The 21,093-nt window shown below is 72.9% G+C and carries 19 protein-coding genes; 7 read left to right on the forward strand and 12 right to left on the reverse strand.

The features are described 5' to 3' along the window. Positions 1-18 precede the first annotated feature (18 nt). On the reverse strand, positions 19-738 hold the full coding sequence (locus tag FHS08_RS00285) for a TetR family transcriptional regulator (protein ID WP_208382172.1): 720 nt from the start codon (positions 736-738) through the stop codon (positions 19-21). A 79-nt stretch (positions 739-817) separates the two neighbouring features. On the opposite strand from FHS08_RS00285, the gene FHS08_RS00290 reads away from it, so the two are divergent. Further along, complete coding sequence (locus FHS08_RS00290) at positions 818-1,762, forward strand: SDR family oxidoreductase (RefSeq protein ID WP_167034398.1); 945 nt, start codon at positions 818-820, stop codon at positions 1,760-1,762. Positions 1,763-1,795: 33 nt separating this feature from the next. On the opposite strand, the gene FHS08_RS00295 is transcribed toward FHS08_RS00290, so the two are convergent. Continuing rightward, positions 1,796-2,488 carry an O-methyltransferase gene (locus FHS08_RS00295; RefSeq protein ID WP_167034400.1) on the reverse strand — a complete coding sequence of 231 codons (693 nt, stop codon included), beginning with the start codon at positions 2,486-2,488 and terminating at the stop codon, positions 1,796-1,798. 154 nt (positions 2,489-2,642) lie between these two features. Between FHS08_RS00295 and FHS08_RS00300 the strand changes: the two genes are divergently transcribed. Continuing rightward, complete coding sequence (locus FHS08_RS00300; protein ID WP_167034402.1) at positions 2,643-3,113, forward strand: DUF4442 domain-containing protein; 471 nt, start codon at positions 2,643-2,645, stop codon at positions 3,111-3,113. 111 nt (positions 3,114-3,224) lie between these two features. Here FHS08_RS00300 and FHS08_RS00305 read toward each other — a convergent pair whose 3' ends face one another. From FHS08_RS00305 to FHS08_RS17175, 5 genes are all read right to left on the reverse strand, one after another. Further along, on the reverse strand, positions 3,225-4,124 hold the full coding sequence (locus FHS08_RS00305) for an SGNH/GDSL hydrolase family protein (RefSeq protein WP_167034404.1): 900 nt from the start codon (positions 4,122-4,124) through the stop codon (positions 3,225-3,227). Between the two features lie 58 nt (positions 4,125-4,182). Then, complete coding sequence (gene hisS, locus FHS08_RS00310; RefSeq protein WP_212754950.1) at positions 4,183-5,451, reverse strand: histidine--tRNA ligase; 1,269 nt, start codon at positions 5,449-5,451, stop codon at positions 4,183-4,185. Between the two features lie 91 nt (positions 5,452-5,542). After that, complete coding sequence (locus FHS08_RS00315; protein ID WP_167039453.1) at positions 5,543-6,223, reverse strand: MazG nucleotide pyrophosphohydrolase domain-containing protein; 681 nt, start codon at positions 6,221-6,223, stop codon at positions 5,543-5,545. A gap of 29 nt (positions 6,224-6,252) precedes the next feature. Next, positions 6,253-7,407 carry a Na+/H+ antiporter NhaA gene (locus FHS08_RS00320; protein ID WP_167034408.1) on the reverse strand — a complete coding sequence of 385 codons (1,155 nt, stop codon included), beginning with the start codon at positions 7,405-7,407 and terminating at the stop codon, positions 6,253-6,255. Beyond that, complete coding sequence (locus FHS08_RS17175; RefSeq protein ID WP_167034410.1) at positions 7,404-9,707, reverse strand: TIM-barrel domain-containing protein; 2,304 nt, start codon at positions 9,705-9,707, stop codon at positions 7,404-7,406. The genes FHS08_RS00320 and FHS08_RS17175 overlap by 4 nt, the downstream gene beginning before the upstream one ends. A 61-nt stretch (positions 9,708-9,768) precedes the next feature. Between FHS08_RS17175 and FHS08_RS00330 the strand changes: the two genes are divergently transcribed. Together FHS08_RS00330 and FHS08_RS00335 are read left to right on the forward strand one after the other, a co-directional pair. Further along, on the forward strand, positions 9,769-12,444 hold the full coding sequence (locus tag FHS08_RS00330; protein WP_167034412.1) for a phosphoenolpyruvate carboxylase: 2,676 nt from the start codon (positions 9,769-9,771) through the stop codon (positions 12,442-12,444). A 65-nt stretch (positions 12,445-12,509) separates the two neighbouring features. Then, on the forward strand, positions 12,510-12,698 hold the full coding sequence (locus FHS08_RS00335; protein WP_167034414.1) for a hypothetical protein: 189 nt from the start codon (positions 12,510-12,512) through the stop codon (positions 12,696-12,698). A gap of 36 nt (positions 12,699-12,734) precedes the next feature. Here FHS08_RS00335 and FHS08_RS00340 read toward each other — a convergent pair whose 3' ends face one another. From FHS08_RS00340 to FHS08_RS00360, 5 genes are read right to left on the reverse strand one after another with little or no spacing between them, the layout of a single operon-like run. Beyond that, positions 12,735-13,334, reverse strand: a complete 600-nt coding sequence (locus FHS08_RS00340) for a gamma carbonic anhydrase family protein (RefSeq protein ID WP_167034416.1) — start codon at positions 13,332-13,334, stop codon at positions 12,735-12,737. 51 nt (positions 13,335-13,385) lie between these two features. Further along, positions 13,386-15,134 (reverse strand): ATP-binding cassette domain-containing protein, encoded by a 1,749-nt coding sequence (locus tag FHS08_RS00345; RefSeq protein WP_208382173.1) that lies wholly within the window; start codon positions 15,132-15,134, stop codon positions 13,386-13,388. Next, positions 15,124-15,960: an ABC transporter permease subunit gene (locus FHS08_RS00350; protein ID WP_167034420.1), complete on the reverse strand. Its 837-nt coding sequence runs from the start codon at positions 15,958-15,960 to the stop codon at positions 15,124-15,126. Before FHS08_RS00350 ends, FHS08_RS00345 begins: the two co-directional genes overlap by 11 nt. Further along, positions 15,957-16,949, reverse strand: a complete 993-nt coding sequence (locus tag FHS08_RS00355) for an ABC transporter permease (RefSeq protein ID WP_167034422.1) — start codon at positions 16,947-16,949, stop codon at positions 15,957-15,959. Before FHS08_RS00355 ends, FHS08_RS00350 begins: the two co-directional genes overlap by 4 nt. A gap of 35 nt (positions 16,950-16,984) precedes the next feature. Then, a complete protein-coding gene (locus FHS08_RS00360; protein WP_167034424.1) occupies positions 16,985-18,562 on the reverse strand; it encodes an ABC transporter substrate-binding protein in 1,578 nt (525 codons plus the stop codon). Positions 18,563-18,758: 196 nt separating this feature from the next. Between FHS08_RS00360 and FHS08_RS00365 the strand changes: the two genes are divergently transcribed. Genes FHS08_RS00365 through FHS08_RS00375 form a run of 3 tightly spaced genes read left to right on the forward strand, consistent with a single transcriptional unit; the run spans position 18,759 to position 21,045 of the window. Next, the gene (locus FHS08_RS00365) at positions 18,759-20,408 is read left to right on the forward strand and encodes an amidohydrolase (RefSeq protein WP_167034426.1); all 1,650 of its coding nucleotides are present in this window, start codon (positions 18,759-18,761) and stop codon (positions 20,406-20,408) included. Position 20,409: 1 nt separating this feature from the next. Next, complete coding sequence (locus FHS08_RS00370; protein WP_167034428.1) at positions 20,410-20,754, forward strand: glutaredoxin domain-containing protein; 345 nt, start codon at positions 20,410-20,412, stop codon at positions 20,752-20,754. Between the two features lie 60 nt (positions 20,755-20,814). After that, positions 20,815-21,045, forward strand: coding sequence for a hypothetical protein (locus FHS08_RS00375; RefSeq protein WP_167034430.1), 231 nt, complete (start codon positions 20,815-20,817; stop codon positions 21,043-21,045). The last annotated feature ends 48 nt before the right edge of the window (positions 21,046-21,093 follow it).

Raw genomic sequence — 21,093 nt, forward strand, 5'->3', positions numbered from 1 at the left:
CGCGGCCACAGGTCCGCGTCACCGAGGGTCTTCGGCCACCAGTCGGGCGAGCACGCCCTCGTAGTCGTCGAGGCTGCCGGCCATCCGCGGAGTGCGGTGGCGCAGTCCCGTCAGGACGGTCGCGACGAACTCTCGCAGCGAGGGCTCGAACTGCGGGCGGAGGGCGTCGAGCTCGGGATGGCGTGCATACGCTTCGAGCATTCCCGGCGAGAGGCAGGTCACGGCCCAGAGGCCGCCGATTCCGAGGTTGACGGCCGCCACGAGTCCGAGCCGCGCGCCGGCGGGGAGGGCCCCGAGTCGATCCGCGACGAGGTCCCCCAGGCGGACGGCGTGCGCGGTCGCGGCCCTCTTGTAGGCGATCGCGACGTCCCCCGACAGGTTCTGCTCCAGCACGCCCGGCGCCGCCGCTGCCAGCTCGCACAGGATCGGCCTCGCCGCCGCCGTGCGGGCGATCGCCTCCGCGACGCCTTCGATGTCGCCGACCCGCGCGATCTCCCGCTCGAGCGCGTCGAGCCAGCGACCGTACTCCTCGTCGTAGATCTCCAGGAGGATCGCCTCGCGCGAGGCGAAGTAGCGCAGCACGTTGGACTTGGCCAGGCCTGCCCGCCTTGCCAGCTCGTTGAGGCTCACGTCGTTGACGCGCAGCTCGGCGAGCATCTCGCGCCCGGTCGCGAGGATCGCGGCGCGTCGGATCTCGCGCTGCTCGGCGCTGCGCGCGCGCTGGAACGTCGTGCTCACGGCATCCTCCCCTTGATTACGGACCACCGGTCTGTTACTTTAGAGACCATCGGTTCTTAATTCTAGACGGGAGCATCCCATGTATCGAGTCCCTCCCCAGACGGGGCGGCGCGTCGTCGTCACAGGAGCCAACAGCGGCACGGGCAAGGAGGCCGCTCGACGGCTCGCAGGCGCCGGTGCGTCCGTCGTCATGGCCGTCCGCTCGCTCGAGAAGGGCGAGCAGGCCCGCGCAGACCTCCTCAGCGCGAACCCCGCGGCGCGGCTCGAGGTCCGAAGGCTCGACCTCGCCGATCTGTCGAGCGTGCGCGCTTTCGCCGCCGAGATCGTCGACCGCGGCGAGCCCCTCGACACGCTCGTCAACAACGCGGGCGTCATGACGCCCCCGAAGCGCCTCGAGACCGCCGACGGGTTCGAGTTGCAGTTCGGCACGAACTTCCTCGGGCCGTTCCTGCTCACGAGCCTGCTCCTGCCTCGCCTCCTCGAGTCGGAGGCGCCGCGCGTCGCGACGATGTCGAGCGGCACGGCGAACAGCGGGCGCATCCGGTTCGACGACCTGCAGTGGCGGCAGAGCTACCGGCCCTACTTCGCCTACGCGCAGTCGAAGCTCGGCAACCTGCTCATGGGCATCCGCCTCGCCGCCCTCGCCGAGCGCAACGGCTGGCCGCTCCTGAGCACGATCGCGCACCCCGGCTACACGCGGACCAACCTGCAGACGGCAGGCGGAAACCTCGTGCGCTCGGCCGACGCGCAGCGTCCGCCGATCCGCCGCACCCTCCTCCCGTCCCAGACCGTCGAGCAGGGCGCAGAGCCCCTGCTGTTCGCGGCCGCCGACCCCGCAGCCCTGCAGGGCGCGTACTACGGCCCCCGCAACGCGCTCACGGGGCCGACCAAGCGCACCGGCATCCCGCGCAGCGCGCGCCGCGGTCCTGACACCGCCGAGGTGCTGTGGGCGGTGGCCCGCGAGCTGACCGACGCTCCCGACGTGACGCGACTGGCCGCGAGGGCCCGCTCGGTCACCGTGTGACGGGGCCCGCCGTTCGCGCGACCAGCAACGGTTTCACACGACGAGCGCGATCGCGACCCCGTCCCAGCCTTTCGCGTCGAGTGTCTGGAGCGCTGTCGCGTCGAAGCGCGGATCGGTTCCCAGCAGCTCGAGACCGCGCCGGGTTCCGATGACGTCCGACCTCGTCGCCGCCGGATCGGCGACCGCTCCCCCACGACCCACGTTGTCCACGACGACGACGGTGCCCGAACGCCCGAGCCGGGCCGCCCAATCGAGGTAGATCGTGTTCGATTCTTTGTCCGCGTCGATGAAGACGAGATCGAACCGCGCCGCGCTGCCGTCGAGGATCGCGGCTTCGAGGGTCGGCAGGACGTCGGCGGCACGGCCGAGCAGGATCTCGACCTTGTCGCCGACGCCCGAGCGGTCGAGATTCGCGCGCGCGATCTCGGCGTTGAGCGGCTCGGCCTCGATCGTCACGACGGAGCCGTCGTCAGGGATGCCGCGGGCGAGCCAGATCGTGGAGTACGCCCCCAGGGTGCCGATCTCGAGCACGCGTCGAGCCCCCGACACGCGCGCGAGCAGATGCAGGAGCTTGCCGCTGACGGGCGCGACCTCGATCGAAGGGAGCCCCGCGGCTCGCTGGTCGGCGACCGCGGACTCGAGCGCAGCGTCATGCCCGACGAGCGTCTCGGCGAAGTAGCGGTCGACGGCACGCCAGCGCTCGGGCGTGGGAACGGGCTCGGACATGGCCCCCAGCCAATCCCCGGCGGCACCCGGAGTCAACCCCCGCCGGGCGCGCCGCGCGCGATCGGCGCGGGCGCGCCGCGCGTGCGCGGGAGGACGGTTGTCGATCGGCTCCAAGCGATGTGCGCCGCGTCCCGTCACGCGGCACACTGGCGCGATGCGCATGACCCCTCGACGCCTCGCCCTCGGCATGAGCCTGTGGATCCCGAACCTGTTCAGCGGAATCCGGGTCCGCCGGTTCTCCGACGACTGGACCCACGCGACGGTCGAGCTGCACGTCAACGTCTTCACCCGCAACTACGTCAAGACGGCGTTCGGAGGCTCGATGTCGGCCATGACCGATCCGTACTTCTTCATGCTCGTCATGCACCAGCTCGGCCGCGACCACGTCGTGTGGGACACGCGCGGCGAGATCGAGTTCGTCAAGCCGGGCCGCGGCATCCTGACCGCCGAGTTCGAGGTGTCGCGCGAGAAGGCGGCCGAGCTGCGCGAGCGCGCCCGCGGCGGCGCGAAGGTGCTCGAGTGGTTCGAGACCGAGATCCGGGATGCCTCAGGCGACGTCGTCGCACGCGTGCGCCGCGAGGTCTACGTCCGCGAGAAGAAGCGGGTCACCGAGGCCGCTCGCTGAGCCGCGAGCCCGCAGCAGCGCACCGACTCCGGCGGATCGCGCCGAGCCCCGCAGCAGCGCGGACTCCGGCGGATCGCACCGGCTCCGCAGGATCGCAGCGGCTCCGCAGGATCAGCCGCGGATCGTGCGAGGTTCGTGCGATCCTCCGGGCGTCGCAGCGGGCACGGCTGCGGGCTCCGTCCGGGGCGCGCGCTTCGACGCGTGCGGAGGCTTCCCCGCTGTCGCCGGCCCGACGGGCGCGAGCGCGCCGAGGACGGCGGGCAGCAGCGCCTCGGCCGTGCGCCGGTAGCCGAGCGCGCTCGGATGGAAGCGGTCGAGGCTGAACATCTCGTCCGGCTGCGAGATGAAGAACGGGCCGACGGCCCGTGCGGTCGACACGACGGCCGCACCGGCGCGCTCCGCCGACTGGGCCTGCGCGGCCGCGAGCTGGCGCGACAGCCGCGACCCGAGCGCGCGCAGGGGCTGCGGCACGGGGCGCAGCGCGCCGAGGTCGGGGCACGTCCCCACCACGACGGCCGTGCCGTGCTCGCGCAGGCGTCGCACCGCGAGCTCGAGGTGACCGACCGAGGTGGCCACCGGCACGCGGTGCGTCACGTCGTTGCCCCCGACGACGATCACAGCGACGTCGGCGCGGTACTGGTCGGGCAGAGCGTCGAGCTGCGCCGCGAGCGCGGACGACTCGGATCCGACGATCGCGGCCGTGCGCAGGCGCACCGGCCGGTGCAGGTTCCGGCCGACGCCTTTCGCGAGACGCGCGCCGAGCGTCTCCTTGGGCCGCTGCGCCCCGAGCCCCGCCGCGATCGAGTCGCCGAGCAGCAGGAGCTCGACGGGCGGGCCCTCGTGGCGTGGGCGCCACACGCGGTCGGCGTCGAGCGCGGTCTCGCCGAGCGGCTTGCCGATCCGACGGCGGGCCTGGGCCGCCTGACGGCGCAGCACGACCCCGGCGCCGAGCACCGCCGACGCGACGGACGCGACCGACAGCGCCGCGATCGCCGCCCGGGTGCTCCTCATGCCCCCGATTCGAACGCGCCCGCGTGAACGCACCGTGAACACGCGGCGCGCGCAGGCCTCACGCGAGCGGCTTGACCTCGAGCGCCTCCCGAGACGCGCCCGCGGACACCGTGGCGAAGGCCGTGTACCCGTCGGCGGTCGCGCGCTCCAGGAGCGCCTTGAGGTTCTTCGTGCGCTGCTCGAGCCGCACGCGCGACCCTTCCGCGATGAGCGCGGACTTCAGCGCGATCAGCTCCGCGATCGCGACGTCGCGGTCGTGGACGAGGACGACGGCGGAGGCCGCCGCATCCTCCCCCGCCTCGACGAGGTCGACGAGGCGCTCGAAGCCGATGGAGAAGCCGACCGCCGGGACATCCTGGCCGAGGAACCGGCCGATCATGCCGTCGTACCGGCCGCCGCCGCCCAGCGAATAGTCCACCGAGGGGTGCGCGAGCTCGAAGATCGTGCCCGTGTAGTAGCCCATGCCGCGCACGAGGAACGGGTCGAACCGCAGCGGGATGCCGCCGACGGGGTCGCCCGACGGCTGCGCCGCGGCGACGGCCTCGCCCAGGCCCACCAGGTGCGCGACGATCTCGTCGGGCGCGCCCTCGGGCAGCGCCTTGCGGATCTGCCGCTCGCCGTACGGGTTGTGCTCCATGGTCTGCGGGCGGCGCAGGAATGCCTCGAACGCGTCGACGGCGGCTGCGGTGGCCCCGCGCTCGCGGAGCTCTGCGACGACGCCGTCGGGTCCGAGCTTGTCGAGCTTGTCGATCGTGATGAGCACGGCGGGACGCTCCTCGGGCGCGAACCCGAACGCGTCGAGCATCCAGTCCAGCGCACGGCGGTCGTTGATGCGGACGCTGCCGCCCTCGAGGCCCAGCGCGTCGAGCGTGTCGAGGGTCGCTGTGACGAGCTCGGCCTCGGCGCGGGACGAGGCATCTCCGATGATGTCGATGTCGCACTGCACGAACTGGCGATAGCGACCCTTCTGCGGCCGCTCCGCGCGCCAGACGGGGGCGATCTGGATCGATCGGAACACGGACGGGAGCTGGCCGCGGTTGCTCGCGTAGAAGCGCGCGAGCGGCACCGTCAGGTCGTACCTCAAGCCCAGATCGGTGAGGGCGGCGGGGTCATCGGCCGCAGCGGCGATCGCGGAGGCGTCGAGTCCGCGCTTGAGCACGTTGAAGGCGAGCTTCTCGTTGTCGCCGCCGATCCCCGCGTGCAGCCGCGCGTACTCCTCGACGACGGGGGTCTCGATCTCGTCGAAGCCGTGCGCACGGTAGCGCTCGCGGATGACGGCGAGCACGCGCTCGCGCCGGGCCTTGTCTGCGGGGAGGAAGTCGCGCATGCCGCGCGGCGGGTTCACGGATGCCACGCACCCATCTTTCCAGGTCGTGTGCGTCGACTCGCGCCAGCCGGGGCGCGGAGGTCGACTCGCGCTAGCGTCCTCGCGCCTCCGCCGCGCGGATGTCGGCCTGAAGCGCCCGCAGCCGCTCCCGGAGCGCGCGCTCGGCATCCCACCCGTTGTCGCGCGCCGACCCGACGAGAGCCAGCAGCGCCTCCCCGAGCTCCTCCTCCGACCCCACCGACCGCACCGTCGTCGCCCACGCCGGTCGAGCGTCCAGGTCACCCGGATCCGCACTCTCGTGCGCCGGGGTGTCCTGGGCACGGGGCGGGGTGGGGGGTGCGATGCCGACGGCGTCCGCCTTGCCCAGGAGCTTCTGGGCGAGCGCCAGGCTCGGCATCCGCTCGCTCACACCGTCCAGGACGCTGCGCCGCTCGTGCTTCTCCAGGGCCTTCGCGGCGTTCCACAGCACGAGCACCTGTTCAGGGGTCTCGGCGACCTCGCCCGCGAACACGTGCGGATGCCGGCGCACCATCTTCTCCGTGAGCCCGCGCGCGACGTCGTCGATGTCGAACGGGTCGTCGGGGTCGCGCGACGCGATCTCGGCGTGGAACAGCACCTGCCACAGCAGATCGCCGAGCTCCTCGCGCAGGTCGGCGCGCGATCCCTCCTCGACGGCGTCGATGAGCTCCGCGCTCTCCTCGACGAGGTACGGCACGAGGTCGCCGTGCGTGATCCGCTGCGTCCACACGCAGCGGTCGCGCACGGTCGTCATCGTCTGGGCGGCTTCCCGCAGGGGGTCGGTCACGACGTCTCCATCCTCCGATGATGCCTCGCTCGCCACGACACGAGGGCGCCCGCCAGCACGAGGGCGGCGCTGGACCCCGTCAGCACGGCGAGGATCGCCTCGTCGTGCACGACGGCGTCGTCCGCGAAGGCCAGGTCGGCGAGGAGGAGCGACACCGTGAACCCGATGCCGCCGAGCGCGCCCGCGGCGAGCAGATCGCCCAGGGCGAGCCGCGGCTGGTCGGGCGGCGCCGCGAAGCGCTGCGCGATCCATCCCGCCCCTGCGATCCCCACGAGCTTCCCGAGCGGGAGCGCGATCGCGATGCCCCAGAACGCCGGCGACAGCCCGGACCCCACCGCAGGGATCGGCACGAGCGCGGCCGTGAACGCGAACAGGGGCAGGATGAGCCCGTTGACCCACGGCTCGAGCGCGTGCCGCACCCCGAGCGCACGCCCCTGCGCCATCGCGAGGCCGAGGAGCACACCCGCGATCGTCGCGTGCACGCCCGACAGCAGCACGAGCACCCACGTCGCGATCGCGAGCACGACGAGGGATGCCGCGACCCACCCGCGTGCGCGCGGACCGTCGATGCGGCTCACGACGGCGAACAGAACGACCGCGATCACGGCGAACGCGAGCATCGCGAGGTCGAGCCCGCTCGCGTAGAGCACGGCGATGAACACGATGCCCACGATGTCGTCGAGGATCGCGAGCGCGAGCAGGAACACGCGCAGCGACGACGGCAGTCCGCGCCCGAACACCGCGAGGACGCCGAGCGCGAAGGCGATGTCGGTCGCGGTCGGCACGGGCCACCCCGCCGTCGGGCCGGCACCGGCGACGGCGATCGCGAGGTACACGAGGATCGGCACGACGACGCCGCCGGCCGCCGCGATCGCCGGCTGCACGGCCCGTCGCGCCGAGCGCAGCTCGCCGCGCGTGAGCTCGAACTGCAGCTCGACGGACACGACGAAGAAGAAGACCGCGAGCAGCCCCTCCGACACCCAGTGCGACAGCGAGAGATCGACGGGACCCGCCCCGAGATGCACCCGCGAGAACGCCAGCACACGGTCGGCCGCGGGCGAGTTCGCGACGACGAGCCCCGCGAACGCCGCCGCGAGAAGCAGGATCGCGGGAAGACGCGCCGAGCGCAGGTGCGAGCCCGCCGCCGTCATCCTCCCGCCTCCAGCGCCTTCTCGGCCGCGACGTACGCCGAGAGCTCGTCGGCGACCGGCGATCCGTCGCGCACGAACAGCGCGGGCTCGCCGGGCTCCGCGCCGACGAGCGCCTGCGACACCCCCGCCTCGCTGCCGTACATGGCGCCCGACCAGACGTGCTTCCAGCGCCCGGGCGGGAGCGTCGCGGCGACGGCCTCCGCGCCCCTCTCGACGACGGGCGCGAGCACGATGTCGGCGCCCAGCTGCAGCTCGTCGTCGGCGCTGCCCGTCGACAGGAGCCGCTCGGCGGGATTCAGGATCCACGGATGCTGGGGCGCCGTCCGCAGCGGCCCCTGCGCCGCAAGGCGCGCGCGCTCGGGCCCGAGGGCCGCGAACAGGCGCGCGAGCTTCGCGATCTGACGTGCGAGCCGCGAGTCCTCGGCCGGCTGGGCCGCGGCATCCGGCCGAGTCCCCTCGGTCGTGCGGAACACCGGCTGGAGAAGGGATGCCTCGGCCCACCGCACGACGAGCTCGTCGTCGCGCGCGACGTCGCCCACGATCGGCAGGTCGATGCTCGTCGAGCCGCCGATGTCGCCGTGCACCTGCGCGACGCCGCTCGCAGACAGCGACTGCGTGAGCGACAGGGCCGAGCGCAGTCCGTCCTCCGCGGACCAGTCCTGCGTCTGATCGCCCAGCCAGACGGCATCCGCGGCGCCCGCAGAGTCCGTGCCCCCGCTGCGATGCCACACGAACCCCTCGGCGCCGAGGCCCGAGATCTCGAGGGCGCGCGCGTTGACCTGCTGCCACAGGACGGGCCAGCGCACGCGCCAGTCGATGCCGACGCCGCCCTGGAGCCGCGCCTCCGGCGGCGGACCCTCGCCGGCGTCGGCCATCCAGCCGGAGGCGCCGACACCCGCGACCTGCGCGGCGATCACCTGGGCGAGCCACTCCCGCGCCTCGGGGTTGGACAGATCGACGGACGCGACCGTCACGCCGCCCTGATCGGTCGCGAGCACGGCGCCGTCGTCATCGCGCGCGAGGTATCCGGCGTCCGCGGCCTCCGCGTAGAGATCGCGGTCGCCGCGCCCGGCGGCAGCTGCGCCTGCGTCGGCCGACAGCCACGGCGCGACGTACGTCAGGACGCGGATCCCCTGGCCCGCGAGCTCCGCGACGAGCTCGTCCCAGCCTGCGTAGCGCTGGGCGTCGAGGGTCCAGTTCGCCCGCGGGCGCACACCGGTGCCCGCGTCCTGCACACCCGTCCAGTCCTGGACCCACACGGCGGAGAGCGGCGCGGCCGCCGCCTGCAGGGTCGCGATCTTCTCGCGCAGCGCCGACGTACCCCCCTGCAGCCCCGCGATGAGGCCCGACGACGCCCAGGCGGGCGGAGGCGCGGCGACGCCGGCCCACTCGGCCTGGATCGAGAGCGCGCCCAACGGCGTCGCCGCGGCGGCGATCGAGAAGTCCGCGGCATCCGCCCAGACCTCCCAGATCATGCGGTCGTCGGGTCGCAGATCGACCGACGAGATCGCGTCGCCGCGGTAGGCGAGGCTGCGCGCGCGATCCGTGACGTTGACGCCGCTCACGAACCAGGAGGTGTCCTGGTCGCCTGCCGCGTCGGCCGTGACATCCATGTAGAACGAGAGCGGCTGCTCGCCGCGGCCGACGCCCTGTTCGCGCGGGAGGAGAGGGATGCGGCGTCCGCGCAGGTTCCATGCGGCCGACTGCGCGCCGAACCCGTGCACGCCTTCTGCGGCGTCGAGACGGGCGGCGAGGTACAGGCGATCCGCTCGGCCCGTGAGGGTCGCGGAGACGTCGAGTCGTCCTGCGGCGCCCTCGGCGAGACGCAGCTGCCAGCCGACGGTCGTGTCGTCGTCGCCCGAGAGGGTTCCGCTGAGCACGAGCGCGCCGTCCGCCTCGACGGCGGCGCTCTCGACCCGCTGGTCGCCCCACGCCTGGGAGAGCCTGTCGTTCAGACGCACGATGCCGGCGTCGTCGACGATCCAGGGGTCGCCCAGGCCCGCCGTCAGAAAGGCCTCGCCCTGCGGGGTCTCCCACGCGGGAGCGGCCGCATCGGGATGGACGACGCGCAGGCGCGGGCCGAGGGTGACGGTGAATCCGCCCACCGCCCACTCGCCGCGCGCCGCCGACGAGACGGCGAGCGCGCCGCGAGGAGGATCTGCGAGATCCGTCGATGCGCGCGGCAAGCGGACGGCGACAACGATCGCGACCACGACCACGACGGCGACGACCAGCGCGAGCAGGCTCAGCCCGACGCGGCGGCCGAAGTGCGGGCGGCGCGGGCCGTCGTCGTCGATCACGGCACCCAGCCTATGGACCCTGCGTGATCTGGACGTAACACGCGCGGGATACCGTGGACAGATGCGCGAGCTCACCCAGACCGAAGCGATCGACCTCGTCGGCAGGTTCGAGGCCGGCCAGGAGATCCCCGAGCGGATGCGCTCCGATGTGCGGATGCTGGGGGCCCTCCTCGGGCGCGTCCTTCGGGAGAGCGGCACCCCCGGCCTCTACGAGGACGTCGAGCGGCTGCGCGTGGCAACGATCCACGCCTACACCGACGAGAGCCCCGAGGCGTTCGCGCGCGCGGCCGAGATCGCGGAGTCGTTCGGGCTCGAGCGCGCTCACGAGGTCGCGAGGGCCTTCACGTGCTACTTCCATCTCGTCAACCTCGCGGAGGAGCACCAGCGTGTCCGCGTCCTCCGGGAGCGCGACGGCCGCCCCGACAAGGAGGACGCGACCGACTCGATCGCGGCCGCCTACATGCACCTCGCGCAGGAGGTCGGCGACGACACGGCGCTCGCGCGCCTGCAGGCGCTGCGGTTCCATCCCGTCTTCACGGCCCACCCGACCGAGGCGCGCCGGCGGGCCGTCTCGTCGAGCATCCGCCGCGTCGCGTCGCTCCTCGACGAGCACGAGGCGTCCCTTCGCAACGGCGCCGACCAGCGCCGCGCCGAGCGACGCATGCTCGAGGAGATCGACACGCTGTGGCGGACGGCTCCGCTGCGCCCCGAGAAGCCGTCGCCCACCGACGAGGTGCGCGCCGTCATGTCGGTCTTCGACGAGACCCTGTACACCGCGGTGCCGCACGTCTACCGGCGCGTCGACGACGCACTCCAGGGTCCCGCGGCGGGCGGTCGCGCGCCCATCGTGAAGCCCTTCGTGCGGATCGGCTCGTGGGTCGGCGGCGACCGGGACGGCAACCCGTTCGTGACGGCATCCGTCACCCGCAAGGCGTCGGCGATCGCGAGCGAGCACATCCTGCTGGGCCTGGAGGCGACGACGCAGCGGATCGGCCGCACGCTGACGATCGACGCAGGGACGACCCCGCCCAGCGACGCGCTCGTGACGCTGTGGCAGCGCCTGCGCGGCGCCGACGAGGACGCGGCGGACGAGATCGCGAAGCGCTCCCCCGACGAGCCGCATCGCCGCGTGCTCCTGCTCATCGCGCGCAAGATCGCGGCGACCCGCACGCGCGACGCCGACCTCGCGTACCGCGAGCCGGAGGAGCTGATGGCCGACCTGCGGGTCGTGCAGGACTCCCTCGTGCGCGCCCACGCGCCGCGCCAGGCGTACGGGCACCTCCAGCAGCTGCTGTGGCAGGTCGAGACCTACGGCTTCCATCTCACCGAGCTCGAGGTGCGCCAGCACTCCGCCGTGCACGCCAAGGTGCTCGCCGAGCTCGACGGAGGCGGTCCGCGCAGCGCTCAGACCGAGGAGGTGCTCGACGTCTTCCGGACGATCGCGCAGCTTCAGGATCGCTACGGCCAGCGTGCCGCCGGGCGGTACATCGTGTCGTTCACGCAGTCCGCGAACGACCTCGCCGCCGTCCACCGCCTCGCGGAGTACGCCGCAGGCCCCGGCGGCAGAACGCCCGTGCTGGACGTCATCCCGCTGTTCGAGACCTTCGCCGACCTGCAGGCAGCGCCCGGCATCCTCGCCGAGATCGTCGAGCACCCCGAGTTCGCGGCGCGCCTGGAGGCCACCGACCGGCGGTTCGAGGTCATGCTCGGCTACTCGGACTCGTCGAAGGACGTCGGCCCCGTGGCGGCGAACCTCGCCCTCTACGAGGCGCAGGCGCGCATCGCCGCATGGGCGCAGGATGCCGGCATCGAGCTCACCCTCTTCCACGGTCGCGGCGGGGCCCTCGGCCGCGGCGGCGGCCCCGCGAACTCGGCCGTGCTCGCGCAGCCGCCGCACTCGGTCGACGGCCGGTTCAAGCTGACGGAGCAGGGCGAGGTGATCTTCGCCCGGTACGGCGACCCCGCCATCGCGATGCGGCACATCGACCAGGTCGCGGCGGCCGTCCTGCTGGCCTCGTCGCCGTCGATCGAGCAGCGCAACCGCGATGCGGCCGAGCGCTACGCCGACGTCGCCGCGACGATGGACCAGGCCTCGCGGGACCGCTTCTTCTCGCTCGTGAAGGCGCCGGGCTTCGCGCCGTGGTTCGCGCGCGTCACGCCGATGGAGGAGATCGGGCTGCTCGCGCTCGGTTCGCGCCCGGCCAGGCGCGGTCTGTCGGTCGAGTCGCTGGAAGACCTCCGCGCGATCCCGTGGGTGTTCGCGTGGACTCAGGCGCGCATCAACCTCGCGGGCTGGTTCGGGCTCGGGACGGCGCTCGAAGCCGTCGGCGACGAGCCGCTGCTGCGGCACGCCTACACCGACTGGCCGCTGTTTCGCACTCTGATCGACAACGTCGCGATGAGTCTCGCGAAGGCCGACACGCGCATCGCGCGGCTCTACCTCGAGCTCGGCGACCGCGACGACCTCGCGGCGCTCGTGATGGACGAGATGCTCCTCACCCGATCGTGGGTCGTGCGGGTCACGGGCGGGGCCGAGATGCTCGACAACAGGCCCGTCCTGCAACGCGCCGTCAAGATGCGCAGCCCGTACGTCGACGCCCTGTCGCTCCTGCAGCTGCGGGCGCTTCGGGCCCTGCGCGACGGGGCCGCCGAGGGACTCGCCGCCGATCCCGATCAGCAGCGCCTGCTGCTGCTGTCGGTCAACGGCGTCGCCGCCGGCCTGCAGAACACCGGGTGACGCGGATCCTGCCTCAGCGCGCGTCGCTGCCGGCATCCTGCAGCGTCCGGCCTACCGTGGGGTGCATGACCAGGACCTGGGATGACGTGGCCCCGCACGCGGCCGCCGAGGTCTGCCCCGTGTGCGCGTCCCTCGACGTGCGTGCGACGGAGCCCGGGTGGTTCGTGCTCGAGCTCGACCGCGGCGACGAGCTGCGACGCGACGAGGTCGCCGTCGAGTTCGTGTGCCGCGACTGCCGCGCGACCTGGCGCTGACCGAGTCGCGGTGAGCGGGACGCCGCGGCATCCCGCTCAGTCGACGCGCGTGTCGTCCGCGTGTCGCGCGAGCCCGCGTCCGTAGCGCTCCGTGAGCTGGATCATGAGGTCGGGCGTCTCTCGGTCGAGGCCGAAGACGTAGCCGGGGAAGTCGAGCTCCTTCTGCAGCGCCCAGATCTCGTCGTGGCGCTCGGGCGGGAGGATCTGGACGGGATCGCCGACGGCGACCCAGCCGATGGGCACGACGGTGTCTTCCGGCAGATGCGTGCGCAGGTGCACGACGGAGTTGATCCGCAGCTCGCTGCGCGCGCCGATGCGGGCCCCGTTGAAGACGCGGGTGCCCGTGGAGAGGAACACCTCGTCGCCGATCGTCGCTCCCGACACGCTCGCCATGGGGCCGACGAGCGTGTGCGCTCCGATGTGCACGGGGTTCGCGGCGCTCGCCCTGATGAGCGCGTTCTCCATCACGATGACGCAGGCGCCGAGGGTGATCGGCCCGCCCTCGGCCGTGATGACGGCGCCGTGAAGGATCTGGCACTCGGCACCGATCTCGACGTCGCCGCTGATGACGGCCGTCGGCGACACGATGGCTTCTGGGTGGATGCGGGGCCGCGCCCCGAGGTGCTCGAACTGCACTGTCCCTCCCTGGGTCTTGGGTCAGCGTAGCGCTCGGCGATCGCTCCCGGTCTAGATCGCGGTGCTGACGGCGAGCAGCCGCCTCGTGTAGGGATCGGCCGGCTCGGTCAGCACCCGGGACGTGGGTCCGCTCTCCACGACGACGCCCTCGTTGAGGACGACGACGTGGTCGCACAGTTGGGCCACGACGGCGAGATCGTGCGAGATGAACAGCAGGGTGTGGCCCGCGTCGTCTCGCAGGCGCGCGAGCAGGGCGAGGATCTGCGCCTGCACCGACAGGTCGAGCGCGGAGACGGGCTCGTCGCACACGAGCAGGTCGGGTGCCGTCGCGATCGCCCGGGCGATCGCGACACGCTGGCGCTGACCGCCGGAGAGCGCGGCCGGGCGCCGCGAGAGCAGCGCGGCGGGCAGGCCCACCGTCTCCAGGAGGACCTCCGGAGTCACCGACGCGGCTCCGCGGGCGGCGCGGATCGCCTCGGACAGCGTGCGCCGGATGCTCAACGCGGGGTTCAGGGTCCCGGCCGGATCCTGGAACACCATCTGCACGCGACCGCGCCGTCCGTCCGGCGTCGCCTGCCACGTGATCGAGCCCGCGCTCGCCTCTTCGAGCCCGACGATCGCGCGCGCGAGCGAGGTCTTCCCCGATCCGGACTGGCCCACGAGTCCCACGATCGCCCCGCGCGGGACGTCGAGGTCGACGCCGTGCAGGACCTCGCGCCCGCCACGGTGCACGACGAGCCCCTCGACGCGCAGGAGGGCCTGTCCGCCTTCCTGCCCGGCGACGGGCGCGGCAGGAGCCGCGTGCGACGCGCGAGTCGGCACACCGGTCTGCGCGTCCACGACGACCGCGGCCCCGGCGCCGTGGATGCCGACCTCATGCCCGGGCCGGCCGCCCACGGGGACGAGCACGGGGGCGGGTCGCGAGCGCAGGGTCTCGGCATCCGCATAGGAGCCGAAGTCCGCGCCGGCAGGAAGCACGATCCCGGGATCGAGGAGCCACGGCGGGCCCTCGTACGGCCGCGACCCAGGGTGCGGGGCGGCGGCGAGAAGTCCTCGCGTGTAGGGATGAACGGGATGCGCGAGCACGTCGGCCACGGCGCCCCGCTCCACGATCGAGCCCGCGCTCATGACGAGGACGCGGGCGGCGTGGTCGGCGACGACGCCGAGATCGTGGCTGATCAGGAGCACGCCCATGCGACGGGACGCGCGCAGCCGGTCGATGAGGGCGAGGATCTCGGACTGCGTGATCGAGTCCAGCGCCGTCGTCGGCTCGTCGGCGACGAGGACGGCCGGGTCCGACGCGAGGGCGAGCACGATCGCGACACGCTGGCGCATGCCGCCGGACAGTTCGTGAGGATACTGCCGGAGCACCCGCTCGCCGAGGCCGACCTCGGCGAGGCGCGTCGCGACATCCTCGGCCGAGACCCTCGCGCGCGTGAGGGACAGGGCGCCGTGGATCTGCCGACCGATCGTGTGGACGGGGCTCAGGCTCGTGAAGGGGTCCTGCAGCAGGAGCGAGATCGCCTCGCCTCGCAGCCTGCGCCAGTGCCGGCCCGTGCCAGGGCCGTCCGCGGCGAGGTCGTGCGCCGCGCCGTCGAGCGCGAGGCTCCCCCGCACGCGCACGCCGGCGGGGACCAGCCCGACGAGCGCGCGAGCCGTCAGCGACTTCCCCGAGCCCGACTCCCCGACGATCGCCGTGGTCTGCCCCGGCTCGACCGCGATGTCGACGCCGCGGACGAGCACGCCCGCAGCGGAGACGATCGTGAGCCCGGTCGCTCGCAGACCTCGGTCAGCGGACACCCGCATCGCCCCCCGCCTTCTCCGACAGCCAGTCGCCGAGGATGTTCACGGCGCTCGCGACGAGCACGATGAGCACGGCCGGCACGATCATCGCGGCGGGGTTCTCTCCGAGCACGAGCTTCGCGTCGGTGAGCTGACGGCCCCAGTCCGCCGTCCCGTCGGGCACGCCCAGCCCCAGGAACGACAGCGACGACAGCGACACGATCGCGAACGCGATGTTGAGCAGGAGGTTCGCGACGACGAGCCGCAGCACGTTGGGCAGCACGTGCACGGCGAGCGTGCGAGCCGCGGACGTGCCGCTCAGACGTGTCGCCTCGATGTACGGACGCGGCCGCTGCTCGATGACCGCGGAGCGCACGATGCGATAGTCCGTCGGGCTGAAGAGCACGATCAGCAGCGCGACCGTCAGCCAGTACCCGGACCCGAGGATGCCTGCCACGACGATCGCGACGAGCACGACGGGCAGCGCCAGCAGGAGATCGGTGGCGCGGGAGAAGACGGCGTCGACGGGACCTCGCCAGTAGCCCGCGACCGAGCCGAAGACGACGCCGATGACCGCGGCGCCCACGGCGATCGTGATGGGCCCGCCGAGCGACGAGGCCGCGCCCGCCACCGACAGCGCCAGGACGTCCCTGCCCAGCTGGTCGGTGCCGAGGAGATGTCCGTCCTGGAGGGGCGGAAGGAGCGCGGAGAGGATGTCGGTGCGCGTGGCGTCGGGGAACAGCGCCGCGCCGAAAGCGACCGCCAGCAGCGCCGCCGCGACGACGAGGATCGACGCGCCGACGAGGAACGGGATGCCGCGCGCCCGCGCGAGCGCGCCGCTCACCGCGCGACCTCCTGCCGGCGCACCCGAGGGTCGAGCACGACGTAGAGCACGTCCACGAGGATCGACACCACCACGATCGCGGCTGCGACCAGGAGCGTCGTGGCCTGCACGGTCGGGATGTCCTTGTACACCACGGAGTCGAACAGCAGCCGGCCGAGTCCGGGGATCGCGAAGACGTTCTCGACGAGGATCGTGCCTGCGACGAGGTACGTGACCACGAGTCCCGCGCTCGTCGCGATGGGGATCGATGCGCCGCGCAGCGCGAGCCGCAGGACGGCGCCGTCGGACTCGCCGCGGGCGCGGGCGGCCGTGATGTGCTCCTGTGCGAGCTCGCGGATGAGCACCGACCGGGTGATCTTCACGAGCAGCGCCCCGAGGCCGATCGCGAGCGCGACGGCGGGGAGCACGAGGTGCCGGAGCGTGTCCAGGCCCCCGTCGCCGTAGCCGTACAGGGGGAACCAGCCCAGCACCGAGGCGAACACGTACATCAGCACGAACGCCACGACGAACGAGGGCGCGGAGACCCCCACGATCGTGACGAGCCCGATCACCCGATCCCGCGATCGTCCCGCCCGCAGGGCGGACGCGATCCCCAGCGGGATCGCCGTCACGAGGGCGATCACGAACGCGAGCGAGACGAGAGCGACGGTCGTCGCGGCACGCGCCGCCACGATCGCGGCGACGGGTGCCTGCTGACGGAAAGAGGTGCCCCAGTCGCCGGTCACGGCATTGCCCAGCCACGCGGCGTACTGGGCGAGCAGCGGGTCGTCGAGCCGATACTTCGCCGTGACCGCGGCGACCGCTTCGGGCGAGGTGTTCTTCGGCCCGAGGATGTTGGTGACGAGGTCGCCGGGCGCGAGGTGGATGAGCAGGAAGACGAGGAAGGACAGCGCCACCAGGAGCGCGACTCCCCCGCCCAGGCGCAGCAGGACTGCGCCCAGGAAGCGGGGGAGGAACGCTCGCGTGGGGTGCGGCGCGACCGCCGTCATCGGTTATCGGTGCTCGTCATGATGCGGCGCGGACGTCACTTCCTGTGCAGCTGCGTCGGCCAGGTGCCGTACAGGACGAACGACGTGAAGGTGTCGAACCCGACCGTGCCGTCGGTGGCGATGGCCTGCTCGCCCCACCACAGCGGCGCGTACGCGTTCGCCTCGTTCTGCAGACGGTTGGCCTCGATGAGGTGCGTGACCTGCTCCTCCTGCGACGTGGAGGCCCGCGCCGCGGACATGGCCGCGTCGATGTCGGCGGAGGCGAGGCTCGCCGGGTTCTCGGCGCCGAGGAACCACGAGCTGAGCTCGCCGGGGTCGGCCGTCGTCGAGCTGTAGGACATGAACCCGATGCCGTGCTCGCGGTCTCCCATCGTCGAGAACCACTCGCTCATGGTCACCGACCGCGTCTCGAGCGTGATGCCGATCTCCGCCAGGTTCTGCTTGAGCAGCTCCGCCGACAGGCCCAGCTCGGAGATCGAGTCGGGGTAGACCAGCTCCGCCGTGAACCCGTCGGGGGAGTCGCTCGCCGCGAGCGCGGCCGCCGCCTTCTTGAGGTCGAATCCGTACGTCGGCAGCTCGGCCAGCCTCGCGCGAGCCTCATCCTTCGAGTAGACGGACTCCAACTGCTCCGGCGTCAGGAGCGAGGTCGCGACCTCGGCGTGACCGCCGAGCACCTTCTCGACGACCGACTCGCGATCGAACGAGTAGGCGATCGCATCGCGGACGTCCTTGTCGTCGAACGGCGCCACCGAGAGGTCGAAGTCGATGCCGGTGTACGAACGGTTCGGCACGACCGTGACCTCGACGCCGTCCGCGCCCTCCCAGTCGCCGAGCTGCTGGATCGGCACGGCGAGGGACAGGTCGACCTCGCCGGAGGCGACGGCGAGGCGCCGGGTGTCGGCATCCGGGATGATCTCGACCGTCAGCGTGTCGAAGTCGACCGCATCGCCGTCCCACTGATCGGATCGCGTGAACTCGATCGACGAGTCGGGCGTGAACGCCGTGATCCGGTACGGCCCCGTCCCCACCGGCAGCGCGTCGGCGGTCCCCACGGACCCCTGCCAGTACTCGGCGGGGAAGACGAACAGCCCGGCCGACGAGCTGGGCCCGTAGGCGAAGCCCGCGTCCGGCTGGGTCAGGCGGATCGTGATCTCCCAGTCGCCGGTCTGCTCGACCGTGTCGACGCTGCCCCACGTGATGAAGCTCGGCGAGATCTCGGGGTCGCGGGCCGCCTCGATGCTCGCGAGGATGTCGGCGACCTCGACCGGCTGGCCGTCCTGGAAGTGCGCGTCGGGATCGATCTCGTAGACGTACGTCGTCGGGTCGGCCTGCTCCCAGCTGGTGGCGAGCGCGGGCGCGAGAGCGCCGGTCTCGTCGACCGTGACCAGGCCCTCGGCGGCGGCCGCCGCGATCCAGTAGTTCACGACGCCCGCCTCGACGCCCGGGTAGAGGTTGGTGATCGAGTCGGCCACCGCGACGACGAGGTCGTCGGACGCCGCGGCGCCCGCGGCTCCTGCGTCGCCGGAGGCCGCGCAGCCGGACAGGGCGATGGCCATCGCCGAGGCGGCAAGGACGGCGGCGGAGCGCGCGAGGGCGCGACGAGACAGAGTCATTCTGAAGCTCCAGGGGAGGTGGGAGTGCGCGCGTTCGGGCGATCGCGTGGGCTCGAGTGGGGTGCATCAGAACGTAACATTTCTGTCGGGAGCCGCTCGCCGCGCGTTTCCGATTGTTGCGACGTCGAGGCCCGACTCGGACGTCACCCGCGGGAGGATGTCGAGCATCCCCTGCCCGATCCCTGGAGGCGCCCGCATGCCCGTCACCCGCATCTTCGTGGGCGGAGCGATCTTCCGCGAGGGCGCGGGCAGCATCCCGGGCTGGGGCGTGCGCATCCGCGGTGACCGGATCGACGCGGTCCTGCCGGAAGGCGTGCTTCGCGCCGAGGCGGATGCCGAGACGATCGTCACCGAGCTCGGCGGCGGGCTCGTCTCCCCCGGCTTCGTCGACGCGCACTTCCACCCGACGATCGGCGGCGTCGAGGCCGGACTGTGCGACCTCTCCGCCGCGACGACCGTCGACGAGGTGATCGCGGCGATCCGCGCCTACGCGGCCGCCCACCCTCAGCTCGACTGGATCGTCGGCGGCGGGTGGGCGATGGACCTCTTTCCCGGAGGCACGCCCCGCGCCGGGCTCCTGGACTCGATCGAACCCGACCGGCCCGTGAGCCTCGCGAACCGGGATCATCACGGCTACTGGGTCAACTCGGCCGCCCTGCGCGCGGCGGGGATCACCGCCGAGACGCCCGATCCGGTGGGCGGGCGGATCGAGCGCGATCTCGACGGCTCGCCGAGCGGGACCCTGCACGAGGCGGCGGCGGACCTCGTGAACGCCCTGGCACCCGCCACGACGCGGGACGGACTGCGCGATGGGCTGCTCCGCGGGCAGGCGCTGGCGTTCTCGCTCGGCATCACGGGCTGGCAGGACGCGCGCGTCGACGTCGACGCGAACGGCGTGGACGTGCTGGAGGCCTACCTCGACGCGGACGCGGCCGGCGAGCTGCGCGCGCACGCGTCGCTGTCGCTGTGGTGGGACCGCGATCGCGGGCTCGAGCAGCTGGACGAGCTCATCGCCCGTCGCGAGCGCGTCCACGCCCGCGGCGGGCGGGTGCGCGCGAGCACCGTCAAGCTCATGGTCGACGGTGTCGCCGAGAACTTCACGGCAGCCGTCAGTCGCCCCTACCTCGACGCGCACGGCTGTGCGACGGGCAACACCGGCCATTCGTTCATCCCCGCGGACCGGCTGCGGGAGATCGTGCGCCTCCTGGACGAGAACGACTTCCAGGCCCATTTCCACGCGCTCGGCGACCGCGCCGTGACCGAGGCGCTGGATGCCGTCGCCCACGCGCGAGCGACGAACGGCGACCGCGGGAACAGGCATCACCTCGCGCACCTGCAGATGGTCCGCGTCCAGGACGCACCCCGGTTCGCGCAGCTCGATGCCACCGCGAACCTGCAGCCGCTGTGGGCCAACGCGGAGGCGCAGCTCACCGAGCTCACGCTCCCGTTCCTGCACGAATCGCTCCGCGACCGCCAGTATCCGTTCCACGACCTCGTGGCGGCCGGCGCACGGCTCGCGGGAGGGTCGGACTGGCCCGTGTCGTCGGCGAACCCGCTCGAGGGGATGCAGGTCGCGGTGACCCGGCAGTACATCGTGGATCCCGCGGAGCCGCTGACCCCGGAGCAGGCGGTCACGCTCGAGCGGATCTGGACCGCCTACACGGCCGGATCCGCACACGTGCACGGCGACGCCGACGCGGGCACGCTCGCGGCGGGCCTGCGCGCCGACCTCGTCGTGCTGGATCGGGACCCGTTCGCACGGCCCGCGAACGAGATCTCCCGCTCGCGCGTCGTGGAGACGATCGTGGCCGGCACGACCGTCCACTCCGCCCTCGAAAGGATCTGACATGGCAGACGACATCACCCCGTACCTCCCCGCCGCCGGCGAGGTGACCGTCTTCTCCGCCGAGTGGTGCGGCCACTGCACGAGGCTGAAGGGCCAGCTCGCGCGCGCGGGCGTCGGATACCGCGAGGTCCAGATCGAGCAGGATCCCGCCGCGGAACGCATCGCCGCACACGTCAACGGCGGCGACTGGCTGATCCCGACCGTCGTCTTCCCGGACGGGCAGGCGCTGGTCAATCCCTCGCTCGCCGTCGTGCAGGCGACGCTCGCGTCCGTTCCTCCGGCCTCGGCGTCACGTTCGGGTGCGACGCTCGCATGCCAGGCATCCACCACATCGAGGTCTGGGTAGCCGACCTCCCGATGGCGCGTCGCGAGTGGGGCTGGAGCGGCGCTGCAGGCGCGCGAAGCGGTGCTGCTCGCGGATGCCGTCGACCTCGTGACGGATCGCATCGCGCAGCGGCGGCAGTCCGGCCGGAGGGTCCGGGACGCCGACCTGCCCCTGCGCGAAGTCAGCGCCGAGCTCGGCGCGGCGATGCGGGTCAGCGATCGCACGGTTCAGCGGCGCATGGGCGATGCCGTCGCGGTCGTGACGCGGTTTCCCGCGACGATGCGGGCGTGGGTGCGGCGCACGCGAAGCTGACCCCGGGCGAGGGCGGCCACCCTTGCCCCGGCCCGGAGGCGCCCCTAG

It is taken from the genome of Microbacterium ulmi, assembly GCF_011759705.1.
Lineage (GTDB): Bacteria > Actinomycetota > Actinomycetes > Actinomycetales > Microbacteriaceae > Microbacterium > Microbacterium ulmi.

Excerpts from the sequence above, each read along its gene's own strand:
- FHS08_RS00290 (WP_167034398.1), top strand. The coding sequence starts at position 818 with ATGTATCGAGTCCCTCCCCAGACGGGGCGGCGCGTCGTCGTCACAGGA.
- FHS08_RS00295 (WP_167034400.1), bottom strand. The coding sequence starts at position 2,488 with ATGTCCGAGCCCGTTCCCACGCCCGAGCGCTGGCGTGCCGTCGACCGC.
- FHS08_RS00300 (WP_167034402.1), top strand. The coding sequence starts at position 2,643 with ATGCGCATGACCCCTCGACGCCTCGCCCTCGGCATGAGCCTGTGGATC.
- FHS08_RS00305 (WP_167034404.1), bottom strand. The coding sequence starts at position 4,124 with ATGAGGAGCACCCGGGCGGCGATCGCGGCGCTGTCGGTCGCGTCCGTC.
- hisS (WP_212754950.1), bottom strand. The coding sequence starts at position 5,451 with ATGCGCGACTTCCTCCCCGCAGACAAGGCCCGGCGCGAGCGCGTGCTC.
- FHS08_RS00315 (WP_167039453.1), bottom strand. The coding sequence starts at position 6,223 with ATGACGACCGTGCGCGACCGCTGCGTGTGGACGCAGCGGATCACGCAC.
- FHS08_RS00320 (WP_167034408.1), bottom strand. The coding sequence starts at position 7,407 with ATGACGGCGGCGGGCTCGCACCTGCGCTCGGCGCGTCTTCCCGCGATC.
- FHS08_RS00330 (WP_167034412.1), top strand. The coding sequence starts at position 9,769 with ATGCGCGAGCTCACCCAGACCGAAGCGATCGACCTCGTCGGCAGGTTC.
- FHS08_RS00335 (WP_167034414.1), top strand. The coding sequence starts at position 12,510 with ATGACCAGGACCTGGGATGACGTGGCCCCGCACGCGGCCGCCGAGGTC.
- FHS08_RS00355 (WP_167034422.1), bottom strand. The coding sequence starts at position 16,949 with ATGACGGCGGTCGCGCCGCACCCCACGCGAGCGTTCCTCCCCCGCTTC.
- FHS08_RS00360 (WP_167034424.1), bottom strand. The coding sequence starts at position 18,562 with ATGACTCTGTCTCGTCGCGCCCTCGCGCGCTCCGCCGCCGTCCTTGCC.
- FHS08_RS00365 (WP_167034426.1), top strand. The coding sequence starts at position 18,759 with ATGCCCGTCACCCGCATCTTCGTGGGCGGAGCGATCTTCCGCGAGGGC.
- FHS08_RS00370 (WP_167034428.1), top strand. The coding sequence starts at position 20,410 with ATGGCAGACGACATCACCCCGTACCTCCCCGCCGCCGGCGAGGTGACC.